19 protein-coding genes are annotated in these 21,833 nt (G+C 52.8%); 1 reads left to right on the top strand and 18 read right to left on the bottom strand.

The features are described from left to right. Positions 1 to 200: 200 nt before the first annotated feature. The 7 genes from phoU to glmU all read right to left on the bottom strand — a co-directional run bounded on the left by phoU (position 201) and on the right by glmU (position 8,587). A complete protein-coding gene (phoU, locus tag ABLV30_RS04445; RefSeq protein WP_004107251.1) occupies positions 201 to 926 on the bottom strand; it encodes a phosphate signaling complex protein PhoU in 726 nt (241 codons plus the stop codon). Between the two features lie 49 nt (positions 927 to 975). Next, entirely contained in the window at positions 976 to 1,749 is a 774-nt protein-coding gene (gene pstB, locus ABLV30_RS04440) for a phosphate ABC transporter ATP-binding protein PstB (RefSeq protein WP_004855746.1), read from the bottom strand. 47 nt (positions 1,750 to 1,796) lie between these two features. Beyond that, on the bottom strand, positions 1,797 to 2,687 hold the full coding sequence (gene pstA / locus ABLV30_RS04435; protein WP_004855748.1) for a phosphate ABC transporter permease PstA: 891 nt from the start codon (positions 2,685 to 2,687) through the stop codon (positions 1,797 to 1,799). Further along, on the bottom strand, positions 2,687 to 3,646 hold the full coding sequence (pstC, locus tag ABLV30_RS04430) for a phosphate ABC transporter permease PstC (protein WP_004107261.1): 960 nt from the start codon (positions 3,644 to 3,646) through the stop codon (positions 2,687 to 2,689). Before pstC ends, pstA begins: the two co-directional genes overlap by 1 nt. Before the next feature lie 192 nt (positions 3,647 to 3,838). Then, complete coding sequence (gene pstS / locus ABLV30_RS04425; RefSeq protein WP_004127017.1) at positions 3,839 to 4,879, bottom strand: phosphate ABC transporter substrate-binding protein PstS; 1,041 nt, start codon at positions 4,877 to 4,879, stop codon at positions 3,839 to 3,841. A gap of 326 nt (positions 4,880 to 5,205) precedes the next feature. Next, positions 5,206 to 7,035, bottom strand: coding sequence for a glutamine--fructose-6-phosphate transaminase (isomerizing) (gene glmS, locus ABLV30_RS04420; protein ID WP_265802164.1), 1,830 nt, complete (start codon positions 7,033 to 7,035; stop codon positions 5,206 to 5,208). Between the two features lie 181 nt (positions 7,036 to 7,216). Next, on the bottom strand, positions 7,217 to 8,587 hold the full coding sequence (gene glmU / locus ABLV30_RS04415; RefSeq protein WP_032751777.1) for a bifunctional UDP-N-acetylglucosamine diphosphorylase/glucosamine-1-phosphate N-acetyltransferase GlmU: 1,371 nt from the start codon (positions 8,585 to 8,587) through the stop codon (positions 7,217 to 7,219). A gap of 345 nt (positions 8,588 to 8,932) precedes the next feature. Between glmU and ABLV30_RS04410 the strand changes: the two genes are divergently transcribed. Continuing rightward, positions 8,933 to 11,104, top strand: coding sequence for a right-handed parallel beta-helix repeat-containing protein (locus ABLV30_RS04410; protein WP_265802163.1), 2,172 nt, complete (start codon positions 8,933 to 8,935; stop codon positions 11,102 to 11,104). Between the two features lie 413 nt (positions 11,105 to 11,517). On the opposite strand, the gene ABLV30_RS04405 is transcribed toward ABLV30_RS04410, so the two are convergent. From ABLV30_RS04405 to mnmG, 11 genes are all read right to left on the bottom strand, one after another. Further along, positions 11,518 to 11,937 carry a F0F1 ATP synthase subunit epsilon gene (locus ABLV30_RS04405; RefSeq protein WP_004107274.1) on the bottom strand — a complete coding sequence of 140 codons (420 nt, stop codon included), beginning with the start codon at positions 11,935 to 11,937 and terminating at the stop codon, positions 11,518 to 11,520. Positions 11,938 to 11,957: 20 nt separating this feature from the next. After that, complete coding sequence (gene atpD, locus ABLV30_RS04400) at positions 11,958 to 13,340, bottom strand: F0F1 ATP synthase subunit beta (RefSeq protein WP_004107276.1); 1,383 nt, start codon at positions 13,338 to 13,340, stop codon at positions 11,958 to 11,960. Between the two features lie 26 nt (positions 13,341 to 13,366). Continuing rightward, on the bottom strand, positions 13,367 to 14,230 hold the full coding sequence (gene atpG / locus ABLV30_RS04395; protein ID WP_004107278.1) for a F0F1 ATP synthase subunit gamma: 864 nt from the start codon (positions 14,228 to 14,230) through the stop codon (positions 13,367 to 13,369). A gap of 50 nt (positions 14,231 to 14,280) precedes the next feature. Beyond that, positions 14,281 to 15,822 (bottom strand): F0F1 ATP synthase subunit alpha, encoded by a 1,542-nt coding sequence (gene atpA, locus ABLV30_RS04390; protein ID WP_004127029.1) that lies wholly within the window; start codon positions 15,820 to 15,822, stop codon positions 14,281 to 14,283. Between the two features lie 12 nt (positions 15,823 to 15,834). Next, positions 15,835 to 16,368, bottom strand: coding sequence for a F0F1 ATP synthase subunit delta (atpH, locus tag ABLV30_RS04385; protein WP_004855764.1), 534 nt, complete (start codon positions 16,366 to 16,368; stop codon positions 15,835 to 15,837). Positions 16,369 to 16,382: 14 nt separating this feature from the next. Continuing rightward, a complete protein-coding gene (atpF, locus tag ABLV30_RS04380) occupies positions 16,383 to 16,853 on the bottom strand; it encodes a F0F1 ATP synthase subunit B (protein WP_004107293.1) in 471 nt (156 codons plus the stop codon). A gap of 56 nt (positions 16,854 to 16,909) precedes the next feature. Continuing rightward, a complete protein-coding gene (atpE, locus tag ABLV30_RS04375; protein WP_000429386.1) occupies positions 16,910 to 17,149 on the bottom strand; it encodes a F0F1 ATP synthase subunit C in 240 nt (79 codons plus the stop codon). A gap of 47 nt (positions 17,150 to 17,196) precedes the next feature. After that, positions 17,197 to 18,012: a F0F1 ATP synthase subunit A gene (gene atpB / locus ABLV30_RS04370; RefSeq protein ID WP_004127037.1), complete on the bottom strand. Its 816-nt coding sequence runs from the start codon at positions 18,010 to 18,012 to the stop codon at positions 17,197 to 17,199. An 8-nt stretch (positions 18,013 to 18,020) separates the two neighbouring features. Continuing rightward, on the bottom strand, positions 18,021 to 18,401 hold the full coding sequence (atpI, locus tag ABLV30_RS04365; protein ID WP_004127040.1) for a F0F1 ATP synthase subunit I: 381 nt from the start codon (positions 18,399 to 18,401) through the stop codon (positions 18,021 to 18,023). Positions 18,402 to 19,017: 616 nt separating this feature from the next. Continuing rightward, a complete protein-coding gene (rsmG, locus tag ABLV30_RS04360; RefSeq protein WP_265802162.1) occupies positions 19,018 to 19,641 on the bottom strand; it encodes a 16S rRNA (guanine(527)-N(7))-methyltransferase RsmG in 624 nt (207 codons plus the stop codon). A gap of 113 nt (positions 19,642 to 19,754) precedes the next feature. Beyond that, positions 19,755 to 21,644 (bottom strand): tRNA uridine-5-carboxymethylaminomethyl(34) synthesis enzyme MnmG, encoded by a 1,890-nt coding sequence (gene mnmG / locus ABLV30_RS04355; RefSeq protein WP_004855773.1) that lies wholly within the window; start codon positions 21,642 to 21,644, stop codon positions 19,755 to 19,757. Positions 21,645 to 21,833: the final 189 nt, after the last annotated feature.

Below are 21,833 nucleotides of genomic sequence, written 5' to 3'. Positions count from 1 at the left end.
TCCAGAGTTTTATTCGAGCCTTGCCGCAACAAGTCACCCGATTAATGTACCGCATTGTTACGCTATTAAAATCAAACCACAATTGATGAAATTATTATTTGTGACGACAATCGCACCAATTTTGTTAATTAAAAACAGGAGTAATATTAATCATAACTAATTCTGATAAATCCTTTATCAGAATTAGTCTCTGTGATTTATTACTCTTTAGGATCTTTCCCGGCCAGCAGTTTATCCAGCTCGTCGCCGCCAACGTGACGGAAATCCTGACCTTTAACGAAGTAGAAAATATATTCGCAGATGTTCTGACAACGGTCGCCGATACGCTCAATCGAGCGGGCACAGAACAGGGCGGTCAGGACGCTTGGAATGGTGCGCGAATCTTCCATCATATAGGTCATCAGCTGGCGCACGATGCCTTCATATTCCTGGTCGACTTTCTTATCTTCGCGATAAATACGCACCGCTTCATCAAGGTCCATACGCGCAAAGGCGTCCAGCACATCATGCAGCATCTGCACGGTGTGGCGCCCCAGCGATTCCAGGCTCACCAGCAGCGGCTGATGCTGCTGGGAGAATTTTTCCAGCGCGGTGCGGCAGATTTTATCCGCGACGTCGCCGATGCGTTCCAGCTCGGCGATGGTTTTAATAATCGCCATCACCAGACGCAGGTCGCTGGCGGTCGGCTGACGCTTGGCGATGATGCGCACGCAGGCCTCATCGATCGCCACTTCCATCATATTGACCTGCTTGTCGCCGTCAATAACGCGCTTTGCCAGTTCGCTGTCCTGGTTATGCATCGCGGTGATCGCATCAGAAAGCTGCTGCTCCACCAGCCCACCCATGGTCATGACCTGGGTGCGGATGTACTCCAGTTCAGCATTGAACTGGCCGGAAATATGTTTGTTAAGATTTAGGTTATCCATAGTATCTCCTGATTGCCCAATAGGTTAGAGCCTGGTAGCAGAAGGGCAATCAACCGTAGCGGCCAGTAATATAATCTTCAGTTTGCTTCTTAGCGGGCTTGGTAAACAGATCGTCCGTGTTGCTGAATTCAATCAGCTCGCCAAGATACATAAATGCCGTATGGTCGGAGCAACGCGCGGCCTGCTGCATGTTGTGGGTCACGATAACGACGGTGTAATCCTGTTTCAGTTCAGTGATCAGCTCTTCAATACGCCCGGTAGAGATCGGGTCCAGCGCCGAGCAGGGCTCATCCAGCAGCAGAACTTCTGGACGAATAGCGATACCGCGCGCGATGCACAGACGCTGCTGCTGGCCACCGGAGAGAGAATATCCGCTCTGATGCAGTTTATCTTTGGTTTCATTCCACAATGCGGCTTTGGTCAATGCCCACTGCACGCGCTCATCCATATCCGTGCGGGAAAGCTTCTCAAACAGGCGCACGCCAAAGGCGATGTTGTCATAAATCGACATCGGGAACGGCGTCGGCTTCTGGAACACCATCCCCACTTTGGCGCGCAGCAGGGCGATATCCTGGGTGTTGGTCAGAATATTATCGCCATCGAGCAGAATTTCGCCTTCCGCACGCTGCTCCGGGTACAGCTCAAACATTTTGTTGAACGTACGCAGCAGCGTGGATTTACCGCAGCCTGACGGTCCGATAAACGCCGTAACCTGGTTTTTGGTAATATCCAGGTTGATGTTTTTCAGGGCATGGAATTTTCCGTAGTAGAAATTCAGGTTACGAACTGAAAGTTTACCCGGGGTCGCATTCACCATACTCATCTCGTTCTTTTCCTCATTCGGCGCCGCGTTTCGCCGCGCCGCAAAAATTAACCGTGTTTATTCTTCGCGAAAACAACGCGCGCCAGAATGTTCAGCAGCAATACGCACAGGGTGATAATCAAGACCCCGGCCCATGCCAGTTGCTGCCACTCCGCAAAGGGACTCATGGCAAATTTGAAAATCGTCACCGGCAGGTTAGCAATCGGCTGCATCATGTCGGTGCTCCAGAACTGGTTGGAGAGCGCGGTAAACAGCAGCGGCGCCGTTTCCCCGGCGATACGGGCGATGGCCAGCAGAATACCGGTCATAATGCCCGATACCGATGCTTTCAGGGTGATCGCAGAGATCATGCGCCACTTCGGCGTACCCAACGCATATGCCGCCTCACGCAGGCTGTCCGGTACCAGCTTCAACATGTTTTCAGTGGTACGAATAACGATAGGCACCTGCAGCAGCGCCAGCGCAATCACGCCCGCCCAGCCGGAAAAGTGCTGCATCTGCGCAACGACGATGGTGTAAACAAACAGACCGACGACAATCGACGGCGCGGAAAGCAGGATATCGTTAATAAAACGAATCACTTCGGCCAACAAGGATTTACGGCCATATTCCGCCAGATAAATTCCCGCCAGAATCCCCAGCGGGGTACCGATAACCGTCGACCAGAGGATCAGCAATCCGCTGCCCGCCAGGGCGTTTGCCAGACCACCGCCCGCCGTATTTGGCGGCGGCGTCATTTCAGTAAACAGCGCCAGGCTCATGCCGTCGATGCCGCGGGTGACGGTGGACATCAGGATCCAGATCAGCCAGAACAGACCAAACGCCATGGTCGCCATCGATAGCGTCAGGGCGAGACGGTTTTTCATGCGGCGTTTTGCCTGCATTTTGCGACGGGATTCCGCCAGCTCCGCGGTGGTTTGTAATTCAATCGTCGCCATTAGCGAGCCCCCTCATTCTTAGCCAGGCGCATGATCATAAACTTCGATGCGGCCAGAACAATAAAGGTGATAACGAACAGAATCAGGCCCAGCTCCATCAATGCGGCAACGTGCAGTCCGGTTTCCGCTTCGGCAAACTCATTCGCCAGCGCGGAGGTGATGCTGTTGCCCGGCATATATAACGAAGCGCTATCAAGCTGGTAGGTGTTGCCGATAATAAAGGTCACCGCCATGGTTTCCCCCAGCGCGCGCCCCAGACCGAGCATTACCCCGCCGATCACGCCGTTTTTGGTGAAAGGCAGAACGATACGCCAGATAACTTCCCACGTTGTGCAGCCGATACCGTAGGCGGACTCTTTCATCATCACCGGCGTCTGTTCAAAGACGTCACGCATAACGGCCGCGATGTAAGGAATGATCATGATGGCCAGAATCACGCCCGCCGCCAGAATACCGATACCAAATGCCGGGCCCGCAAAGAGCGCGCCAACGAACGGAATGGTCGACAGAACGTTGCCAACCGGCTCCTGAAAATAGGTCGCAAACAGCGGGGCGAAAATAAACAGGCCCCACATGCCGTAAACGATACTGGGGATCGCGGCCAGCAGCTCAATAGCGATACCCAGCGGGCGCTTCAGCCAGGCGGGTGACAGTTCCGTCAGGAACAGCGCAATACCGAAGCTCACCGGTACGGCGATCAGCAGCGCGATAAATGAGGTGACCAGCGTCCCGTAAATGGGTACCAGGGCGCCGAAAATCTGGTTCGGTGCATCCCACTCTTTGGTCCACAGAAAGGCAAAGCCAAATTTCTCAATGCTTGGCCAGGACGAGATGATAAGGGAGACGATGATGCCGCCAAGCATCAATAGCACAATCAGCGCCGCCAGTTTTACCAGCACGCTGAAAATTATGTCACCCTTTTTCCCCGGAGGGTTAAATGCCGGCTTGGTTGCAGCCATAAGTTACTCTTCAGTTTCGGGCCAGAAAAAATCGTAGTTTACTGATCTTTCTGGCAAAGGTAATGCCATACCCTAAATAATTCGAGCTGCAGGCAGGCAGCTGGCTTGTGGATCCCCGGGAACATAGATGGGCTATGTGACCGGGGTGAACAAGCGCTGCCAACGCACCTGTAGCTCGAAGGCTGACGGGTATTAGTACAGCGCTTTACCGCTGCTGTCCTTTACGTTGGTCTTCCATGCCGCGCGAACTTGCTCAACCACGCTTTCCGGCAGGGTAGCATAGTCCAGCGCGTTGGCTTCTTTACCGCCGTTTTTATACGCCCAGTCGAAGAACTTCAGCACTTCGGCGGTCTGCTCTGGCTTGTTGGAAGCCTTGTGAACCAAAATGAAGGTGGTTGAAGTGATCGGCCATGCGTTGTCGCCTTTCTGATTCGTCAGATCCTGTGCAAAGGATTTGCTCCAGTCGATTTCTTTCGCCGCGTTAGCGAAGTTATCTTCAGTCGGGCTCACCGGCTTGCCATCGGCGGACAGCAGTTTGGTGTAAGCGAGGTTGTTCTGTTTTGCGTAGGCATATTCTACGTAGCCGATAGAGCCCGGCAGACGCTGAACGAACGCGGCGATGCCGTCGTTGCCTTTACCGCCCAGACCGGTCGGCCAGTTAACGGTTGAGCCCGCGCCGATTTTAGATTTCCACTCTTCGTTCACCTTCGCCAGATAGCTGGTGAAAACGAAGGAAGTACCGGAACCATCGGCACGACGAACCACCGCGATGTTCTGAGAAGGCAGCTTCATGCCCGGGTTGAGCTTAGCAATCGCCGCGTCATCCCATTTTTTGATTTTGCCCAGGTAGATATCACCCAGCGTTTTACCGTCAAGCACCAGCTCACCGGATTTCACGCCAGGCAGGTTAATTGCCAGCACTACGCCGCCGATAACGGTCGGGAACTGGAACAGACCTTCCTGAGCCAGCTTGTCATCAGCAAGAGGTGCATCAGAAGCCCCGAAGTCTACGGTGTTGGCCGTAATTTGTTTTACGCCGCCAGAGGAGCCGATACCCTGGTAATTGACTTTATTACCCGTTTCCTTGTTATAGGTATCTGCCCATTTGGCATACACCGGCGCGGGGAAAGTTGCACCTGCGCCAGTCAGGCTTGCTGCTGCAAAAACAGAGAAAGCGCTCATCGATAAGGTCGCGGCGACAACTGTTGCGACGGTGGTACGCATAACGTTCATAATGTCTCCTGCTGGATTCGTAAACCATTGTTTCGAAGCTATGGTGAGCAAAATAGGACAAACAGGTGACAGTAAAATGTACGAATTATTACAGTTTTATGACAAGCAAAAAGACGGGAATTTACGTTAAATAAAAACAATACAAATCATGTTGTTACTATGGTTAATGATAGAAAGATTAGCGGAAAATTTTATTTTTATGACAGCGCAAAAGCGTCTCAAAAATGACAGGCTGTCATAAAGCGGGTGGGATCTCGCTGTTCGCTGCAAATAACCGCAAATAAAAAGGGCCGCCGGACGGCAGCCCTTTCAGCGCTGTAAAATCGTTATTCCACGGTAACTGATTTCGCCAGGTTACGCGGCTGGTCAACGTCAGTCCCTTTGATCAGCGCGACGTGATACGCCAGCAGCTGCAGCGGTACGGTATAGAAGATTGGCGCGATCGCCTCTTCAACATGCGGCATCTCGATGATGTGCATATTGTCGCTGCCGGTGAAACCCGCATCGCCGTCAGCAAAAACGTACAGCTGGCCGCCGCGAGCGCGAACCTCTTCAATGTTGGATTTCAGTTTTTCCAGCAGTTCGTTGTTCGGCGCGACCACCACCACCGGCATTTCAGCGTCAATCAGCGCCAGCGGACCATGCTTCAGCTCGCCGGCAGCATAGGCTTCCGCATGAATATAGGAGATCTCTTTCAGCTTCAGCGCCCCTTCCAGGGCAATGGGATACTGATCGCCGCGGCCAAGGAACAGCGCGTGGTGTTTGTCAGAGAAGTTCTCAGCCAGCGCCTCAATACGCTTGTCCTGCGAAAGCAACTGCTCAATGCGGCTCGGCAGCGCCTGCAGACCATGCACGATATCATGTTCAATCGACGCATCCTGGCCTTTGAGTCGCGCCAGTTTCGCCACCAGCATCAGCAGAACGGTCAGCTGCGTCGTGAAGGCTTTAGTCGAGGCGACGCCGATTTCCGTCCCGGCGTTGGTCATCATCGCCAGATCGGACTCACGCACCAGGGATGATCCAGGCACGTTACAAATCGCCAGCGACCCCAGATAGCCCAACTCTTTCGACAGGCGCAGGCCGGCGAGGGTGTCCGCCGTCTCGCCGGATTGAGAGAGGGTGATCATCAGGCTGTTGCGACGTACGGCCGATTTGCGATAGCGGAACTCGGAGGCGATTTCAACATCGCACGGCACCCCTGCCAGCGACTCAAACCAGTAGCGGGACACCATACCTGAGTTGTAGGAGGTGCCGCAGGCGATGATCTGAATATGCTCGACCTTAGACAGCAGCTCGTTAGCCTGCGGGCCCAGCTCGCTTAAATCAACCTCGCCGTGGCTAATGCGCCCGGAGAGGGTATTTTTGATGGCGTTCGGCTGCTCGTAGATCTCTTTCTGCATATAGTGACGATAGATACCTTTATCGCCCGCGTCGTACTGCAGACTGGATTCAATATCCGGGCGCTGCACTTCGGCGCCGGATTTGTCAAAGAGAGTCACGGAACGGCGGGTGACTTCCGCAATATCGCCCTCTTCGAGGAAGATAAAGCGGCGGGTAACCGGCAGCAGCGCCAGCTGATCGGAGGCAATGAAGTTTTCCCCCATCCCCAGGCCAATCACCAGCGGGCTTCCTGAACGAGCGGCCAGCAGCGTACCCGGATCGCGGGAATCCATGATCACGGTGCCATAAGCGCCGCGCAGCTGCGGGATAGTCCGCAGAACCGCATCACGCAGAGTACCGCCCTGTTCCAGCTCCCAGTGAACCAGGTGCGCAATAACCTCCGTGTCAGTCTCGGAGGCGAAAACGTAGCCCCTCGACTGCAACAGCTCGCGCAGCGGCTCATGGTTTTCGATAATCCCGTTATGCACCACCACAATATGGTCAGAAACATGCGGATGCGCGTTACCTTCAGACGGTTCGCCGTGCGTCGCCCAGCGGGTATGGGCAATCCCGGTACCGCCGTGCAACGGATGTTCTTCCAGCGCCTGGGCCAGCATCTGTACTTTCCCGAGGCGGCGAACGCGGTTCAAATGACCTTCGTTATCGACGACGGCCAGACCGGCGGAGTCATAACCGCGGTATTCCAGACGACGTAAACCTTCGAGAAGGATTTCAGCAATATCACGCTGCGCGACTGCGCCAACAATTCCACACATAGTTTTTAATTCCGATTTTGGCTGTATGCCATACGTTGTCGGTCAACCTGTTTACCCGTATTTTCGGGCGCCCCGAGCCTTGTAGAGAGTGGGGTTATTTTTATGGGTACTGCCGTGGGGGGAGGATTATTTTATCCCCTCACCCCGCTCTTTCCCCGAAAAGGGCGAAAGAGAAATCGCGTTACTTTTTCTTCACCGGGCGCTGCCAGCCCTGTTTATGAACCTGCGGCACGCGGCTTAACACTAATTCATTATCGGCAACGTTACGCGTTACCGTTGTTCCTGCGGCAATGGTGACCCCCTTGCCGACGGTCACCGGAGCGACCAGCTGGCTGTCTGAGCCAACAAACACGTCATCGCCGATCACCGTTTTATGCTTATTTGCGCCATCATAGTTACAGGTGATGGTGCCCGCGCCGATATTCACGTTATCGCCTATCTCGGCGTCTCCGAGATAGGAAAGATGCCCGGCCTTCGTGCCTTTACCCAGACGCGCCTTTTTAATTTCAACAAAGTTGCCGACGTGCGCGCCTTCGAGAAGCTCAGCGCCTGGGCGCAGCCGCGCGAACGGCCCAATGGTACAGGCGGCTGCCAGATGAGCATCCTCTACTACGGTATAGGGGCTGATCTCGCAATCATCACCAATGATGCTGTTCTTGATGACGCAGCCGGTGCCAATCTTTACCCGATCCCCCAGCACCACGTCACCTTCGAAGATAACGTTAGTATCAATTTCGACATCGCGCCCGTGTTTCAGCACGCCGCGCAGATCAAAACGCGCCGGATCGCGCAGCATAACGCCCGCGAGCAGCAGTTCTTCAGCCTTTTCAAACTGCCAGACGCGCTCAAGCCGGGAGAGCTGCAGGCGGTTATTTACGCCTTCCACTTCGCTTAGACGCTGAGGATGAACAGCGGCAATTTCACGACCTTCTTCATAGGCCATGGCGATAATATCGGTGATGTAGTATTCACCCTGAACGTTGTTATTGGTGAGCTTAGCCAGCCAGCGTTTAAGGTCCGCGCCATTGGCGACCAGAATCCCGGTATTAATTTCCTGAATCCGGCGCTGCTCGTCGCTGGCGTCTTTATGCTCGACAATGCCCGTCACCGCGCCGTTATCGCGCGTAATGCGGCCGTAGCCGGTCGGATCGTCAAGCTTCACCGTCAACAGACCGATGCCGCCCTGCGGTTTCGCTTCCCGCAGACGCTTCAATGTTTCGACGGAAATGAGCGGCACGTCGCCGTACAGCATCAGGATATCTTCATCATCGCTGAAGAACGGCGCCGCCTGCTGCATGGCGTGGCCGGTACCTAGCTGTTCGGCCTGCAGGACCCAGTTGAGGTTATCTTCGTGCAGCGTCTGGCGAAGCAGATCGCCGCCGTGCCCGTACACCAGATGTACGGCGGAAGCGCCTAATTCTTTAGCTGCATCAATAACATGCTGCACCATTGGCTTCCCGGCCAGCGAATGCAACACCTTAGGAAGATCGGAATACATGCGGGTACCTTTGCCAGCGGCAAGAATAACCACGCTCATCGGACTGTTTGACATACGCATCCTGACTGCTGTTGGAACGAAAAGTAAAAGCCTTTCACGTTGAAATATCTACATATTTTTCATCATGAAACGAGACGAAGATAAAATGCACAAGCGTAACGCTATACACCATTTTAGGTGGGTATTTTTAGTCAGCGCAAACCCGTTTAGCGCAAAAAAAGCATTTTAATGAGTGGCAATGCCGGCTATCCCTCTGCTTTTGCTGTTTTTTTGGCGGGTAAATAAAGAAAACCCATAAAATAAAACACAGTTTTAATATTCATTAATTGTGACGTGATAAATAGAAACACCATTTCATTTTCCTGATAATGCCGGTTAATAATTACCCAGGAGAAAAGAATGAATAACAAAATACCTTTGGCATTAACCCTTTGCAGTACGATGATCGCGCTACCGCTGCAGGCCAACGATGGTCATCAGTGGCGGGCAATCGCCTTTGGGCAATCTACCGACAGCAATTTTTCCTCGAATGTTCTGCCGGAAAAAATTGGCGTCAACGATGTCACCATCGCCGGAAAAAAACTGACGCCGCTGGACGTCGCCAACCTCAGCCAGCCCATTACCATCGAGAGCCGGGGAGGTAAAATAGCCAATTCTCACGACGGACTGACCTTCTTTTACACCCGGCTACCGACCAGCCAGAATTTTATCCTGCAGGCTACGGTGACCGTCAATCAGTTTGGCCCGGAAAATGGCGCGCGTCCTGCGGCACAGGAAGGTGCGGGACTGCTGGTCCGCGATGTAATAGGAGTTCCGCGTCAACAGCCGCTGAAGGTCGGCTACGAAGAGTTTCCGGCGGCATCCAATATGGTGATGAATGCCATTATGACACAGGATAAAAAAGATGGCTCACATATCAAATTGCAGGCTATCAGCCGGGAAGGGATAACCCAACCGTGGGGCAATGCGGGCGCATCAATAAAGCGTCAGAGCTATAAAGAGAAAATCGATATCCAGCAAACGCCGACGTTCCAGCTCAGACTGGAACGCACCAACGACGGGTTTATTACCTCATGGGCAGCAACGGGCAGTAATGAATGGGTAAGCCAGCAGGTTCCTCACGCCGATCTGGTTGCCCGGCAGGATAAAGAACATTACTACGTCGGCTTCTTCGCCTCACGTAATGCAAAAATCACCGTCAGCAACGCCTCGCTCACCACCTCAGCGGCACATACGGTTCCCTCCGCGCCGTATGTCGCTAAAGGCTGGCCGCCGGTTATGCAAATTGCTTCGGGAACAGTAAGCCAGAGCAAAGCTTACATCCTACAGGCGCGCACCAACAGCGATGGGCGCATCACCGTTCGTCAGGATGAAGTGGTGATCGGGCAGGATAAAACCGTGAAGGCCGGGGAAATGTTTACCCAGCCTGCCGTACTGAAAGATAAAAGCACGTTCGAAATCCGCTTCACTCCGGCTACCGGCGCGGAAACGCTGACCCAGACGCTGACGGTTGAACAGAGTCCCCAAGTGACAGGCAATACGCTCTACGCCGCGCCAGAGGGACAACCTCAGGCAAAAGGGACGGCGGACTCGCCGCTGGATTTCGTCTCCGCTATCAAACTCGTCCCGCCCGGCGGGCAAATTGTATTAGCCGCCGGAGATTACCCGCAAACGGCCATTCCTGTCAGCGCCAGCGGCCTGAAGGACAAAATCAAAACGCTAAAAGCCGACGGAAAAGCGGTGATTCACGGGCTGCTGCTGGATGCCAGCTACTGGCATATCGATGGGATTGAGATTACGGACAAGAGCCTGCGCGTACAGGGCAGCCATAACCTGATCGAGAACGTCACCGCGTATCGTAACGATGATACCGGCATTCAAATTTCCTCTCCGGCGGATGTTGGACGCCCGCTGTGGGCCAGCTTTAACCGGGTAGTGAATTCTGAATCCTTTAGTAACGAGGATCCGGGCAAAATTAACGCCGACGGCTTCGCGGTGAAAATGCGCGTAGGAGAGGGTAACCGGCTGGAGGGCTGTTACTCGCACGATAATATCGACGACGGTTTCGACCTGTTTAATAAAATTGAGGACGGTGCAAACGGCGTTGTGGTGATCGAGAACTCTATTGCCCGCAATAATACCAGTAACGGGTTTAAGCTCGGTGGGGAAGGGCAGCCGGTCGCCCACGAGGTACGTAACAGCATCGCCATCGATAACCATCTGGACGGTTTTACCGACAACTTTAACCCCGGCAAGCTGGTGGTGGTTAACAACGTCGCGGTAGATAACCAGCGCTTTAACTACCTGTTCCGCCCGAGTCCGTACGGTGCGCCGGAAACGCAGGGCACCTTCAGCGAGAACCTTTCCCTGCGCAGCCAGCCTGGGAAATATGACGATGCCGTTGTCGGGAATATTGACGATAGCAACTATTTTATCCACGGCGGCAGAAGCATCAACGCCCAGGGAAAACGCATTAACAGCGCCGATTATCAGACGCTGGCGCTGCCGGACCCGCTGACGCGTGAGGCCGACGGCAGCTTCAACACCGGTAACTTCCTCAGCCGCGACTAACCCGCTATGCGTGAAAAACATAAAGGTCGCCCTGGGGCGACCTTTTCACTTTCTGTCTGCTTCACACCGCATGTGTTGTCGTTTTAGTTAGCGGTACAGCGCAAAAACAGTCTGGAAAGTTGACTTCTTAGTGGTTGAACGTACCGAAGGTTACGTTCATAGCACTGAAGAAAGCGACGATTTTATTAAGCAGTTTCATGATCTCTTCCTGGATAGCGATTACGTTTTTGATGAATTTTTTTGTGACTCACATCACAAAAACAAGTCTACGCTTCATCTTTTAAACGATCAACAAAAATGAGATATGCATCACAAAATTTTTAAACCCGCTTTTTAGTTTTGTTTTTTCTGAAACGAAGCCATAAAAAAAGCCAGCCTGGAAACCAGACTGGCTTTTAGCGTTCAAGCCGGTGTTACATCGCTTTTTTGGTCAACTCGATAACGCGCAGTTTAGCGATCGCTTTGGCCAGTTCCGCAGACGCCTGAGCGTAGTCCACGTCACCATGAGAGCTCTTAATGTGCTCTTCAGCCTTACGTTTCGCTTCCAGGGCTCGCGCTTCGTCGAGATCCTGACCACGAATTGCCGTATCAGCCAGAACGGTCGTGCTACCCGGCTGCACTTCAAGAATGCCGCCTGACAGGTAGATAAATTCTTCGTGACCGTGCTGCTTAACGATGCGAATCATACCAGGCTTAATGGCGGTGAGCAGCGGCGCGTGCCCCGGGTAAATACCCAGTTCACCTTCGCTACCCGTTACCTGGATTTTCTCGACCAGACCAGAGAACATTTGTTTCTCTGCGCTGACGACGTCCAGGTGGTAAGTCATTGCCATATCACCCTCCGATTAAGGCGTTAAAGTTTTTTGGCTTTTTCCACGGCTTCGTCGATAGAACCGACCATGTAGAACGCCTGCTCCGGCAGGTGATCGTATTCGCCTTCCATGATGCCTTTAAAGCCACGGATGGTGTCTTTCAGGGAGACGTATTTGCCCGGAGAACCGGTAAATACTTCTGCCACGAAGAACGGCTGGGACAGGAAGCGCTGAATCTTACGCGCGCGAGCTACCACCAGCTTATCTTCTTCAGACAGTTCATCCATACCCAGGATGGCGATGATGTCTTTCAGTTCCTGATAACGCTGCAGGATGGACTGAACGCCACGAGCGGTGTCGTAGTGCTCCTGACCAACAACCAGCGGATCCAGCTGACGGCTGGTGGAGTCCAGCGGGTCAACTGCCGGATAGATACCCAGAGAAGCGATCTGACGGCTCAGTACCACGGTTGCGTCAAGGTGCGCAAAGGTGGTTGCTGGAGACGGGTCAGTCAAGTCATCCGCGGGTACGTATACCGCCTGTACGGAAGTGATAGAGCCGGTTTTGGTGGAGGTGATACGTTCCTGCAGAACGCCCATCTCTTCCGCCAGAGTCGGCTGGTAACCTACCGCTGAAGGCATACGGCCCAGCAGTGCGGATACTTCAGTACCGGCCAGGGTGTAACGATAGATGTTATCGACGAACAGCAGAACGTCACGACCTTCGTCACGGAACTTCTCAGCCATGGTCAGGCCGGTCAGCGCAACGCGCAGACGGTTTCCCGGCGGCTCGTTCATCTGGCCATACACCAGGGATACTTTATCGATAACGTTGGAGTCGGTCATTTCGTGGTAGAAGTCGTTACCCTCACGAGTACGTTCACCTACGCCCGCAAACACGGAGTAACCGGAGTGCTCGATCGCGATGTTACGGATCAGCTCCATCATGTTTACGGTTTTACCTACACCCGCACCACCGAACAGACCAACTTTACCGCCCTTCGCAAACGGACACATCAGGTCGATAACTTTGATGCCGGTTTCCAGCAGTTCCTGAGAGTTTGACAACTCTTCGTAGGAAGGTGCTGCGCGGTGGATAGCCCAACGCTCTTCTTCACCGATGTCGCCTTTCATGTCTACCGGTTGGCCCAGTACGTTCATGATACGACCCAGCGTTGCTTTACCTACCGGGACTTCGATCGGATGCTCGAGGTCTTTTACTTCCAGACCGCGACGCAGACCGTCGGAAGAACCCATGGCGATGGTACGAACAATACCGCCGCCGAGCTGCTGCTGAACTTCCAGCACCAGATTCTCACTACCATTTTGTACCTCAAGAGCCTCGTACACGCGCGGTACGGCATCCTGAGGGAATTCGACGTCGACCACGGCGCCGATTACCTGGACAATTTTTCCAGTAGCCATCTTGAATCCTCTACGAATTAACCTGGTTATACCGCGGATGCTCCACCGACGATCTCGGTGAGTTCCTGAGTAATGCTGGCCTGACGAGCTTTGTTGTATACCAACTGCAGCTCTTTAATCAGGCTGCCGCCATTGTCGGTCGCGGCTTTCATCGCCACCATACGTGCGGCCTGCTCGCTGGCCAGGTTTTCTACCACGCCCTGATAAACCTGAGATTCCACATAACGGCGCAGCAGGGTATCCAGCAGCGCTTTCGGATCGGGTTCATACAGGTAATCCCAGGATTTACGCTTCAACTCACCATCTTCTGAAGCCGGTAACGGCAGCAGCTGAGTGATGGTTGGAACCTGAGACATGGTGTTAATAAATTTGTTGCTGACAATATACAGCTTGTCCAGACGGCCTTCATCGTAGGCCTGCAACATCACTTTTACCGGACCAATCAGTTCGGACAGGGATGGGTTATCCCCCATACCCGTCACCTGGGCGACAACATTACCGCTAACGGAATTAAAGAACGACACGCCCTTGGAGCCGATCATTGCGAGTTCGCACTGAACGCCTTTATCGGACCATGCTTTCATTTCCGCCAGCAGCTTTTTGAACAGGTTAATGTTCAAGCCACCGCACAGACCACGGTCGGTAGACACCACCAGGTAGCCCACGCGTTTAACGTCGCGTTCTTCCAGGTAAGGGTGCTTATATTCCAGATTACCGTTCGCAAGGTGACCGATCACTTTGCGCATCGTATCTGCATAAGGACGGCTGGCCGCCATACGCTCCTGCGATTTACGCATTTTGGAAGCGGCGACCATTTCCATCGCTTTAGTGATCTTTTGCGTGTTCTGGACGCTTGCGATCTTACTACGTATCTCTTTTGCGCCGGCCATGAGCTTCTCCTCAATGCCTTGCGGCCTGCCCTAGAGCAAGCCGCCAGACTTTACCAGGATTGGGTTGCTTTGAAGGAATCGAGGATGCCTTTCAGCTTGCCTTCGATTTCGTCGTTATAGCCACCGGACTGGTTGATCTCTTGCATCAACGGAGCGTGATCACGGTCGACGTAAGCCAGCAGAGCGGCTTCAAAGCTACCGATTTTCGACAGCTCGACATCCGCCAGATAACCACGTTCTGCCGCGAACAGAACCAGAGACTGCTGCGCAACGGACATCGGCGCATACTGTTTCTGTTTCAGCAGTTCGGTCACTTTCTGACCGTGGTCCAGCTGCTTACGGGTTGCATCATCAAGGTCAGAGGCAAACTGGGAGAACGCCGCCAGTTCGCGATACTGTGCCAGAGCGGTACGAATACCACCGGACAGTTTCTTCATGATCTTGGTCTGAGCGGCACCACCAACACGGGATACGGAGATACCCGGGTTAACCGCAGGACGAATACCGGAGTTAAACAGGTTGGTTTCCAGGAAGATCTGACCATCGGTAATGGAAATTACGTTGGTCGGAACGAACGCAGAAACGTCACCCGCCTGGGTTTCGATAATCGGCAGCGCAGTCAGAGAACCGGTTTTACCCTTCACTTCACCTTTGGTGAAAGCTTCAACGTATTCGACGTTAACACGTGCAGCACGCTCCAGCAGACGAGAGTGGAGGTAGAATACGTCGCCCGGGAATGCTTCACGTCCAGGCGGACGGCGGAGCAGCAGGGAGATCTGACGATAAGCAACGGCCTGTTTAGACAGGTCATCATAAATGATCAGCGCATCTTCACCGCGGTCGCGGAAGTATTCACCCATTGCACAACCGGCATACGGCGCCAGGTATTGCAGTGCGGCAGATTCAGATGCGGTTGCAACCACAACGATGGTGTTAGCCAGCGCGCCGTGTTCTTCCAGTTTACGTACCACGTTAGAAATCGTGGACGCTTTCTGGCCGATAGCTACGTAGACGCACTTGATGCCGGAATCACGTTGGTTGATGATGGCGTCGATAGCCAGCGCGGTTTTACCGGTCTGACGGTCGCCGATGATCAGTTCACGCTGTCCACGACCGATTGGGATCATGGCATCAACGGATTTATAACCGGTCTGCACCGGCTGATCGACGGACTGACGTTCGATTACGCCCGGCGCGATAGCTTCAACGGCGGAGAAGCCGTCGTGCTCCAGCGGACCTTTACCATCAATCGGTGCACCCAGGGTGTTAACCACACGTCCCAGCAGGCCGCGGCCAACCGGAACTTCAAGGATACGGCCAGTACATTTAACCTTCATACCTTCGGCGAGGTCAGCGTACGGACCCATCACAACTGCACCTACGGAGTCGCGCTCCAGGTTCAGTGCGATAGCGTAACGGTTACCCGGCAGAGCGATCATCTCACCCTGCATACAATCGGCCAGGCCGTGAATGCGGATAACACCGTCACTTACAGAAACGATAGTACCTTCGTTATGAGCCTCGCTCACAACATTGAACTGAGCAATGCGCTGCTTGATCAGTTCGCTGATTTCGGTGGAATTCAGTTGCATGCTCCAGTCCCCTTAAGACTGCAAGACGTCTGCAAGGCGTTCAAGACGGCCGCGTACGCTACCATCAATGACCATATCACCCGAACGGATGATTACGCCTGCCATTACAGACTTATCGATTTTGCAATTCAGCTTAACTTTGCGTGACAGACGTTTTTCCATCGCGGCGGTAATTTTCGCAAGCTGTTCGTCACTCATTTGAGCGGCAGAAATAACTTCTACCTCTGCGGTTGCCTCACTGGCAGCGCGCAGATGAATGAACTGCTCGAGAACATCAGGGAGCGCTTTCAGACGACCATTTTCAGCCATCACCCGGATCAGGTTTTGACCATTTTCGTCCAGTTGCTCACCACAAACCGCGATAAACACATCAGAGAGCGTTTCCGGCGCCAGTGCGCCAGAGAGTAGCTCTGCCATTTCTTCGTTTTTAGTCACTTCAGCAACAAACGCCAGCATATCCTGCCAGCGTTCAACGCTGTTGTGTTCGACGGCAAAGTCAAAAGCTGCTTTGGCGTAGGGGCGAGCTACCGTTACAAATTCAGACATCAGCCCCTCCCTCCTTACAGTTCAGCGACAAGTTTATCCACGATGTCGCTGTTAGCAGCTTCATCCACGGAACGTTCGATGATCTTCTCGGCGCCAGCAACAGCCAGGATAGCAACCTGCTTACGCAGCTCCTCACGGGCACGTTTACGTTCGGCATCGATTTCAGCCTGCGCCTGTGCGACGATTTTGGTGCGTTCCTGTTCTGCTTCCGCTTTTGCTTCATCCAGGATCTGAGAGCGACGCTTGTTCGCCTGCTCGATGATTACCTGGGCTTCCGCTTTCGCTTTTTTCAGCTGGTCGGTCGCGTTGGCCTGTGCAAGGTCCAAATCTTTCTTAGCGCGTTCTGCAGAAGCTAAACCGTCAGAAATTTCTTTCTGGCGCTTTTCGATGGCAGCCATTAAAGGCGGCCATACATACTTCATGCAGAACCATACGAAGATAACAAACGCGATGGCCTGGCCGAGGATTGTTGCGTTCATGTTCACAGCACAATACCTCTTAAAAAATAACTCTGTGGCTTAGGTTTCTTTCGAACAACTTACTACGCGACGGCGAACATCACGTACAGACCCAGACCTACAGCGATCATCGGGATAGCATCCACCAGACCCATAACGATAAAGAACTGAGTACGCAGCAGAGGAATCAGATCCGGTTGACGCGCTGCGCCTTCCAGGAATTTACCCCCGAGGATGCCGATACCGATCGCAGCACCGATTGCCGCCAGACCCATCATCACAGCGGCAGCCATGTACAGCAGATCCATATTCAGGTTTTCCATGACAGTCTCCAGTTTGTTTCAGTTAAAACGTAGTATGTTGGTAAAAATCAATGCTCTTCAGATGCCATCGACAGATAGACGATCGTCAGAACCATGAAGATGAAGGCTTGCAGCGTAATAATCAGGATGTGGAAAATGGCCCATGGCACATTCAGAATCCACTGTGACCACCACGGCAACAGGCCAGCAATCAGAATGAAAATCAGCTCACCGGCATACATGTTGCCGAACAGTCGCAGACCCAGTGATACAGGTTTTGACAGCAGGCTTACCCCTTCAAGGATTAAGTTGACAGGAATGAACGCCCAGTGATTGAACGGCTGCAGGGTCAGTTCTTTAACGAACCCGCCCACGCCTTTCATTTTGATGCTGTAGAAAAGAATCAGGATAAATACGCCAAGCGCCATCGACAGGGTGATGTTAACGTCAGCTGACGGCACCACGCGCAGAGCAGGCAGACCGAGAACGTGTTCGCCGATCCAAGGGATAAAGTCGATAGGCAGCAGATCCATCAGGTTCATCAGGAATACCCAGACGAACACGGTGAGGGCCAGCGGAGCAATGACCTTGCTCTTGCCGTGATACATATCTTTGACGCTGCCATGGACGAAGCCGATGATCATCTCAATGAAGGTCTGGAATTTACCAGGTACGCCGGTTGTCGCCTTTTTAGCCACGCTGCGGAACATAAACAGGAATAACAGACCGAGCACCACTGAGAAAAACATGGAGTCAATGTTGAGCGTCCAGAAGGTGGCCGGGGGGTTGTGCGGATCCACCAGCGAGAATGTACGCAGGTCCAGCTGAAGGTTGTTCAGATGGTGGCCTATGTAATCCTGCGGCGTCATATTTTCTGAAGCCATGATGCCTTTTACCCTTTGTTGTTAATTACAGCTGGCGCCAGAACTTGTACCACCAGCACCAAAACCCACGTCACTATCAGCGGCAAAAATACCACTTTCAAAACCGCCAGCGCCACCGCCAGAAAGGCGAAGGTCAGCAACACCTTGAAGGCTTCACCAATGGCGAAGGACCAGGCCACTCGGCCTTTAGCTGGTGTATGCGCCTGATGACGCCAGGCAAAAATCATAAATATCATGTTTGGCAAAAGAACCGCCAAACCTCCACTCACCGCGGAGATGCCCCAGAAAGGGTCTTTGAGGCTGAACAGCAGTCCACTTGCTATTACTGCCAGTAACTGAATAAACAGAAGCTTACGAGCAACGTTTCGACTCAAGAGCGACACTGACATCACGTTTTTACTCCTGCTCCCTTCGAGGTATGTCGCGTGTCGTATAAAACGTCCTTTAAGACGAAGAGTCAAGCATCAAAAAGCGGACAAATTATACGGTGACGCCTCGTGATTTCAAACAATAAGTAGCAAAATAGTGAATAAATGTTTAATTATTTTCCGACAGACAACTTTTCATGCATTTCACCGATCTGTGAGCCGTCATGCAAAACTGCAAATACCGCGAAAAATCGGCAATTAAAGCGTGCATCAGATCACATAATAAACATTTTTCGCGAAATCGAATTAATTCTGTACATAAAACTCAATTTTTTATCCGTTTGATATTCAACATAAAAACCAGGTATTCTTTCTAAAACAATCCCATATACAATAAAAACCTTTTATTGACATTCATAATAAAAATTTAACATCAGTATGAAGTGCAAGCAGCGAGATTTTTAGCGTACTGATATTTTCAATGTTGACTATTCTGTTGGTAAAGCAACAGGGCAAAGTTAACGGAAAGAAAACCCCTGGTAACCCCAGGGTTAAAGACAGTCCGATAATACCCTGCCGTGACTTTTATTTTTGTAACATCCACGGACCGTGTTTTTTTCACATTTTTTGATAAAAATTAAATCATTTTTGGCTGAATCACCACAAGGTGACGCTCCCCTTCCAGCTGAGGCACATGCAGTTCGACAACTTCCTTAATGACGACCCCTTCCGGCAGATTTGCCATTTCATCTTCCTGCGCTAAGCCCTTGAGCGCATAAAAGTGACCGTTCTCTGCAGGTAAATGATGGCACCAGCTCACCATGTCATTCAGCGACGCAAATGCGCGGCTAATCACGCCGTCAAACGGCGGCTCTGCCGGGAACTCTTCCACACGGCTTTGTACCGGGGTGATGTTATCCAGTTTGAGCTCATGCTGGACTTGCCGAAGGAAACGTACTCGCTTGCCCAGACTGTCCAGCAGGGTGAAGTGGGATTCAGGACGCACGATAGCCAGCGGGATCCCCGGCAGCCCAGGCCCCGTACCGACATCGATAAAACGCGTTCCTTTAAGGTATGGCGCAACAACAATGCTGTCGAGGATGTGGCGTACCAGCATCTCGTCAGGATCGCGAACCGAGGTCAGGTTATAGGCCTTATTCCACTTATCCAGCATGCCAACGTAGGCGACAAGCTGGTTTTTCTGGGGATCGGTAAGTGAAATACCTGCTTCATCAAGCAGACGAGAAAGTTTGTTGAGCACGATCTTTACCTGTTTAAAAACAATGAGCCCGGAGGCGATACGCTTACCGGGCTGAGAAATTGACCTGACGGATATCTGATGCGCTATTCGCCCATGTATCGTTCAGTGGAATATCAGGCGCTACGGCGCAGCATTCCCTGCTTTTTTAACCACACCAGCAAAATCGAGATTGCCGCAGGCGTAATGCCGGAAATACGCGATGCCTGCCCTATCGAAGACGGCTTATGGTCGTTCAACTTGGCAATGACCTCGTTCGACAGCCCATTCACCTGGCGATAATCAAGCGTAGCAGGCAGCAACGTGTTCTCGTTGCGCTGTTGTTTCTCGATTTCATCCTGCTGGCGCGCGATGTAGCCTTCGTATTTTACCTGAATTTCGACCTGTTCAGCCGCTTGCTTGTCCTCAAGACCCGGCGAGAACGGCGTCATCTGCACCAGCTGTTCGTAGGTCATTTCCGGACGACGGAGCAAATCTTCACCGTTAGCTTCACGGGACAAAGGCGCCGTCAGTCGAGCATTCACTTCCGCAGCGCTTTCCGCCAGCGGATTAACCCAGCTGGTTTTCAGACGCTGACGTTCACGTTCAATGCTCTCAAGCTTCTCGTTGAAACGCGCCCAGCGTTCGTCATCCACCAGACCCAGTTCACGACCTTGTTCGGTCAGGCGCAGATCGGCGTTGTCTTCACGCAGCATCAGGCGGTATTCCGCACGAGAGGTAAACATGCGGTACGGTTCTTTGGTACCGAGAGTACACAGATCGTCTACCAGGACGCCAAGGTAAGCCTGAGAGCGGCCAGGCGCCCACCCCTCTTTCTCGGCGGAGAAACGAGCGGCGTTCAGGCCTGCCAGCAGGCCCTGAGCGGCGGCTTCTTCATAACCGGTGGTGCCGTTAATCTGGCCGGCAAAGAACAGGCCATGAATAAATTTACTTTCCAGCGTCGGTTTCAGGTCGCGCGGGTCAAAGAAATCGTACTCAATAGCGTAGCCAGGACGAACGATTTTTGCATTTTCCATCCCCTGCATTGAGCGGACGATTTGCATCTGGACATCGAACGGCAGGCTGGTGGAGATGCCATTTGGATAAATTTCGTTGGACGTCAGGCCTTCCGGCTCGAGGAAAATTTGATGCTGGTTACGATCGGCAAAGCGCATGACCTTGTCTTCGATCGAAGGACAGTAGCGGGGACCGATCCCTTCAATCACGCCGGCATACATCGGGCTGCGATCGAGGTTATTACGGATCACGTCATGCGTTTTCTCGTTGGTATGCGTGACGTAGCACGGCACCTGACGCGGATGCTGCGAAGCATCTCCCATAAACGAGAAGACCGGCATCGGATTATCGCCGTGCTGCTGTGCCAGAACGCTGAAATCAATCGTCCTCGCATCGATACGCGGCGGGGTACCGGTTTTCAGGCGGCTGACGCGCAGCGGCAGTTCACGCAAGCGGCGGGACAGCGGGATCGACGGAGGATCGCCTGCACGACCGCCGCTGTAGTTATCCAGACCGATATGGATCTTACCGTCGAGAAAGGTTCCGACGGTCAGTACCACCGCTTTGGCGCGGAATTTAAGCCCCATCTGGGTGACGGCGCCAACAACACGATCGTTTTCGACAATCAGATCTTCCACCGCCTGCTGGAAGATCATTAAATTAGGCTGGTTTTCCAGCGCGGTACGTACGGCCTGCCGGTACAGCACACGGTCTGCCTGAGCGCGAGTTGCCCGTACGGCCGGGCCTTTGCTGGCGTTTAGTATCCTAAACTGAATGCCGGCGTGGTCAATTGCCTTCGCCATCAGGCCGCCAAGCGCATCCACTTCTTTTACCAGGTGTCCTTTCCCAATGCCGCCAATCGCCGGGTTGCAGCTCATCTGCCCCAGAGTGTCGATATTGTGTGTCAAAAGCAGAGTCTGTTGACCCATTCGCGCTGCGGCCATCGCGGCCTCAGTGCCTGCATGACCCCCGCCAATGATGATGACGTCAAAAGGATCCTGATAAAACATGGTGGTATGCCTCGCATAAAGCGGTTTGAAAATAGAGTGAAGCCCGGGCCGTGGATTCTACTCAACTTTAGCCTTTCGAGAAAGCGCCGGGATCCTGAGTATTAAAAAGAAGATCTTTTATTTAGAGATCTGTTTTATTGTGATCTCTTATTAGGATCGGCTTGTCTTGTGGATAAGTCAGATCCGCGA

Origin of the sequence: Klebsiella sp. CN_Kp113 (genome assembly GCF_040064585.1) — a bacterium.
In the GTDB taxonomy this organism is placed as follows: domain Bacteria; phylum Pseudomonadota; class Gammaproteobacteria; order Enterobacterales; family Enterobacteriaceae; genus Klebsiella; species Klebsiella michiganensis.
This window is presented reverse-complemented; position numbering and strand designations above follow the sequence as displayed.

Excerpts from the sequence above, each read along its gene's own strand:
- atpB (WP_004127037.1), bottom strand. The coding sequence starts at position 18,012 with ATGGCTTCAGAAAATATGACGCCGCAGGATTACATAGGCCACCATCTG.
- ABLV30_RS04405 (WP_004107274.1), bottom strand. The coding sequence starts at position 11,937 with ATGGCAATGACTTACCACCTGGACGTCGTCAGCGCAGAGAAACAAATG.
- atpA (WP_004127029.1), bottom strand. The coding sequence starts at position 15,822 with ATGCAACTGAATTCCACCGAAATCAGCGAACTGATCAAGCAGCGCATT.
- mnmG (WP_004855773.1), bottom strand. The coding sequence starts at position 21,644 with ATGTTTTATCAGGATCCTTTTGACGTCATCATCATTGGCGGGGGTCAT.
- atpE (WP_000429386.1), bottom strand. The coding sequence starts at position 17,149 with ATGGAAAACCTGAATATGGATCTGCTGTACATGGCTGCCGCTGTGATG.
- ABLV30_RS04410 (WP_265802163.1), top strand. The coding sequence starts at position 8,933 with ATGAATAACAAAATACCTTTGGCATTAACCCTTTGCAGTACGATGATC.
- pstS (WP_004127017.1), bottom strand. The coding sequence starts at position 4,879 with ATGAACGTTATGCGTACCACCGTCGCAACAGTTGTCGCCGCGACCTTA.
- atpG (WP_004107278.1), bottom strand. The coding sequence starts at position 14,230 with ATGGCCGGCGCAAAAGAGATACGTAGTAAGATCGCAAGCGTCCAGAAC.
- pstC (WP_004107261.1), bottom strand. The coding sequence starts at position 3,646 with ATGGCTGCAACCAAGCCGGCATTTAACCCTCCGGGGAAAAAGGGTGAC.
- atpI (WP_004127040.1), bottom strand. The coding sequence starts at position 18,401 with ATGTCAGTGTCGCTCTTGAGTCGAAACGTTGCTCGTAAGCTTCTGTTT.
- atpD (WP_004107276.1), bottom strand. The coding sequence starts at position 13,340 with ATGGCTACTGGAAAAATTGTCCAGGTAATCGGCGCCGTGGTCGACGTC.
- glmU (WP_032751777.1), bottom strand. The coding sequence starts at position 8,587 with ATGTCAAACAGTCCGATGAGCGTGGTTATTCTTGCCGCTGGCAAAGGT.
- atpH (WP_004855764.1), bottom strand. The coding sequence starts at position 16,368 with ATGTCTGAATTTGTAACGGTAGCTCGCCCCTACGCCAAAGCAGCTTTT.
- pstA (WP_004855748.1), bottom strand. The coding sequence starts at position 2,687 with ATGGCGACGATTGAATTACAAACCACCGCGGAGCTGGCGGAATCCCGT.
- phoU (WP_004107251.1), bottom strand. The coding sequence starts at position 926 with ATGGATAACCTAAATCTTAACAAACATATTTCCGGCCAGTTCAATGCT.
- glmS (WP_265802164.1), bottom strand. The coding sequence starts at position 7,035 with ATGTGTGGAATTGTTGGCGCAGTCGCGCAGCGTGATATTGCTGAAATC.
- pstB (WP_004855746.1), bottom strand. The coding sequence starts at position 1,749 with ATGAGTATGGTGAATGCGACCCCGGGTAAACTTTCAGTTCGTAACCTG.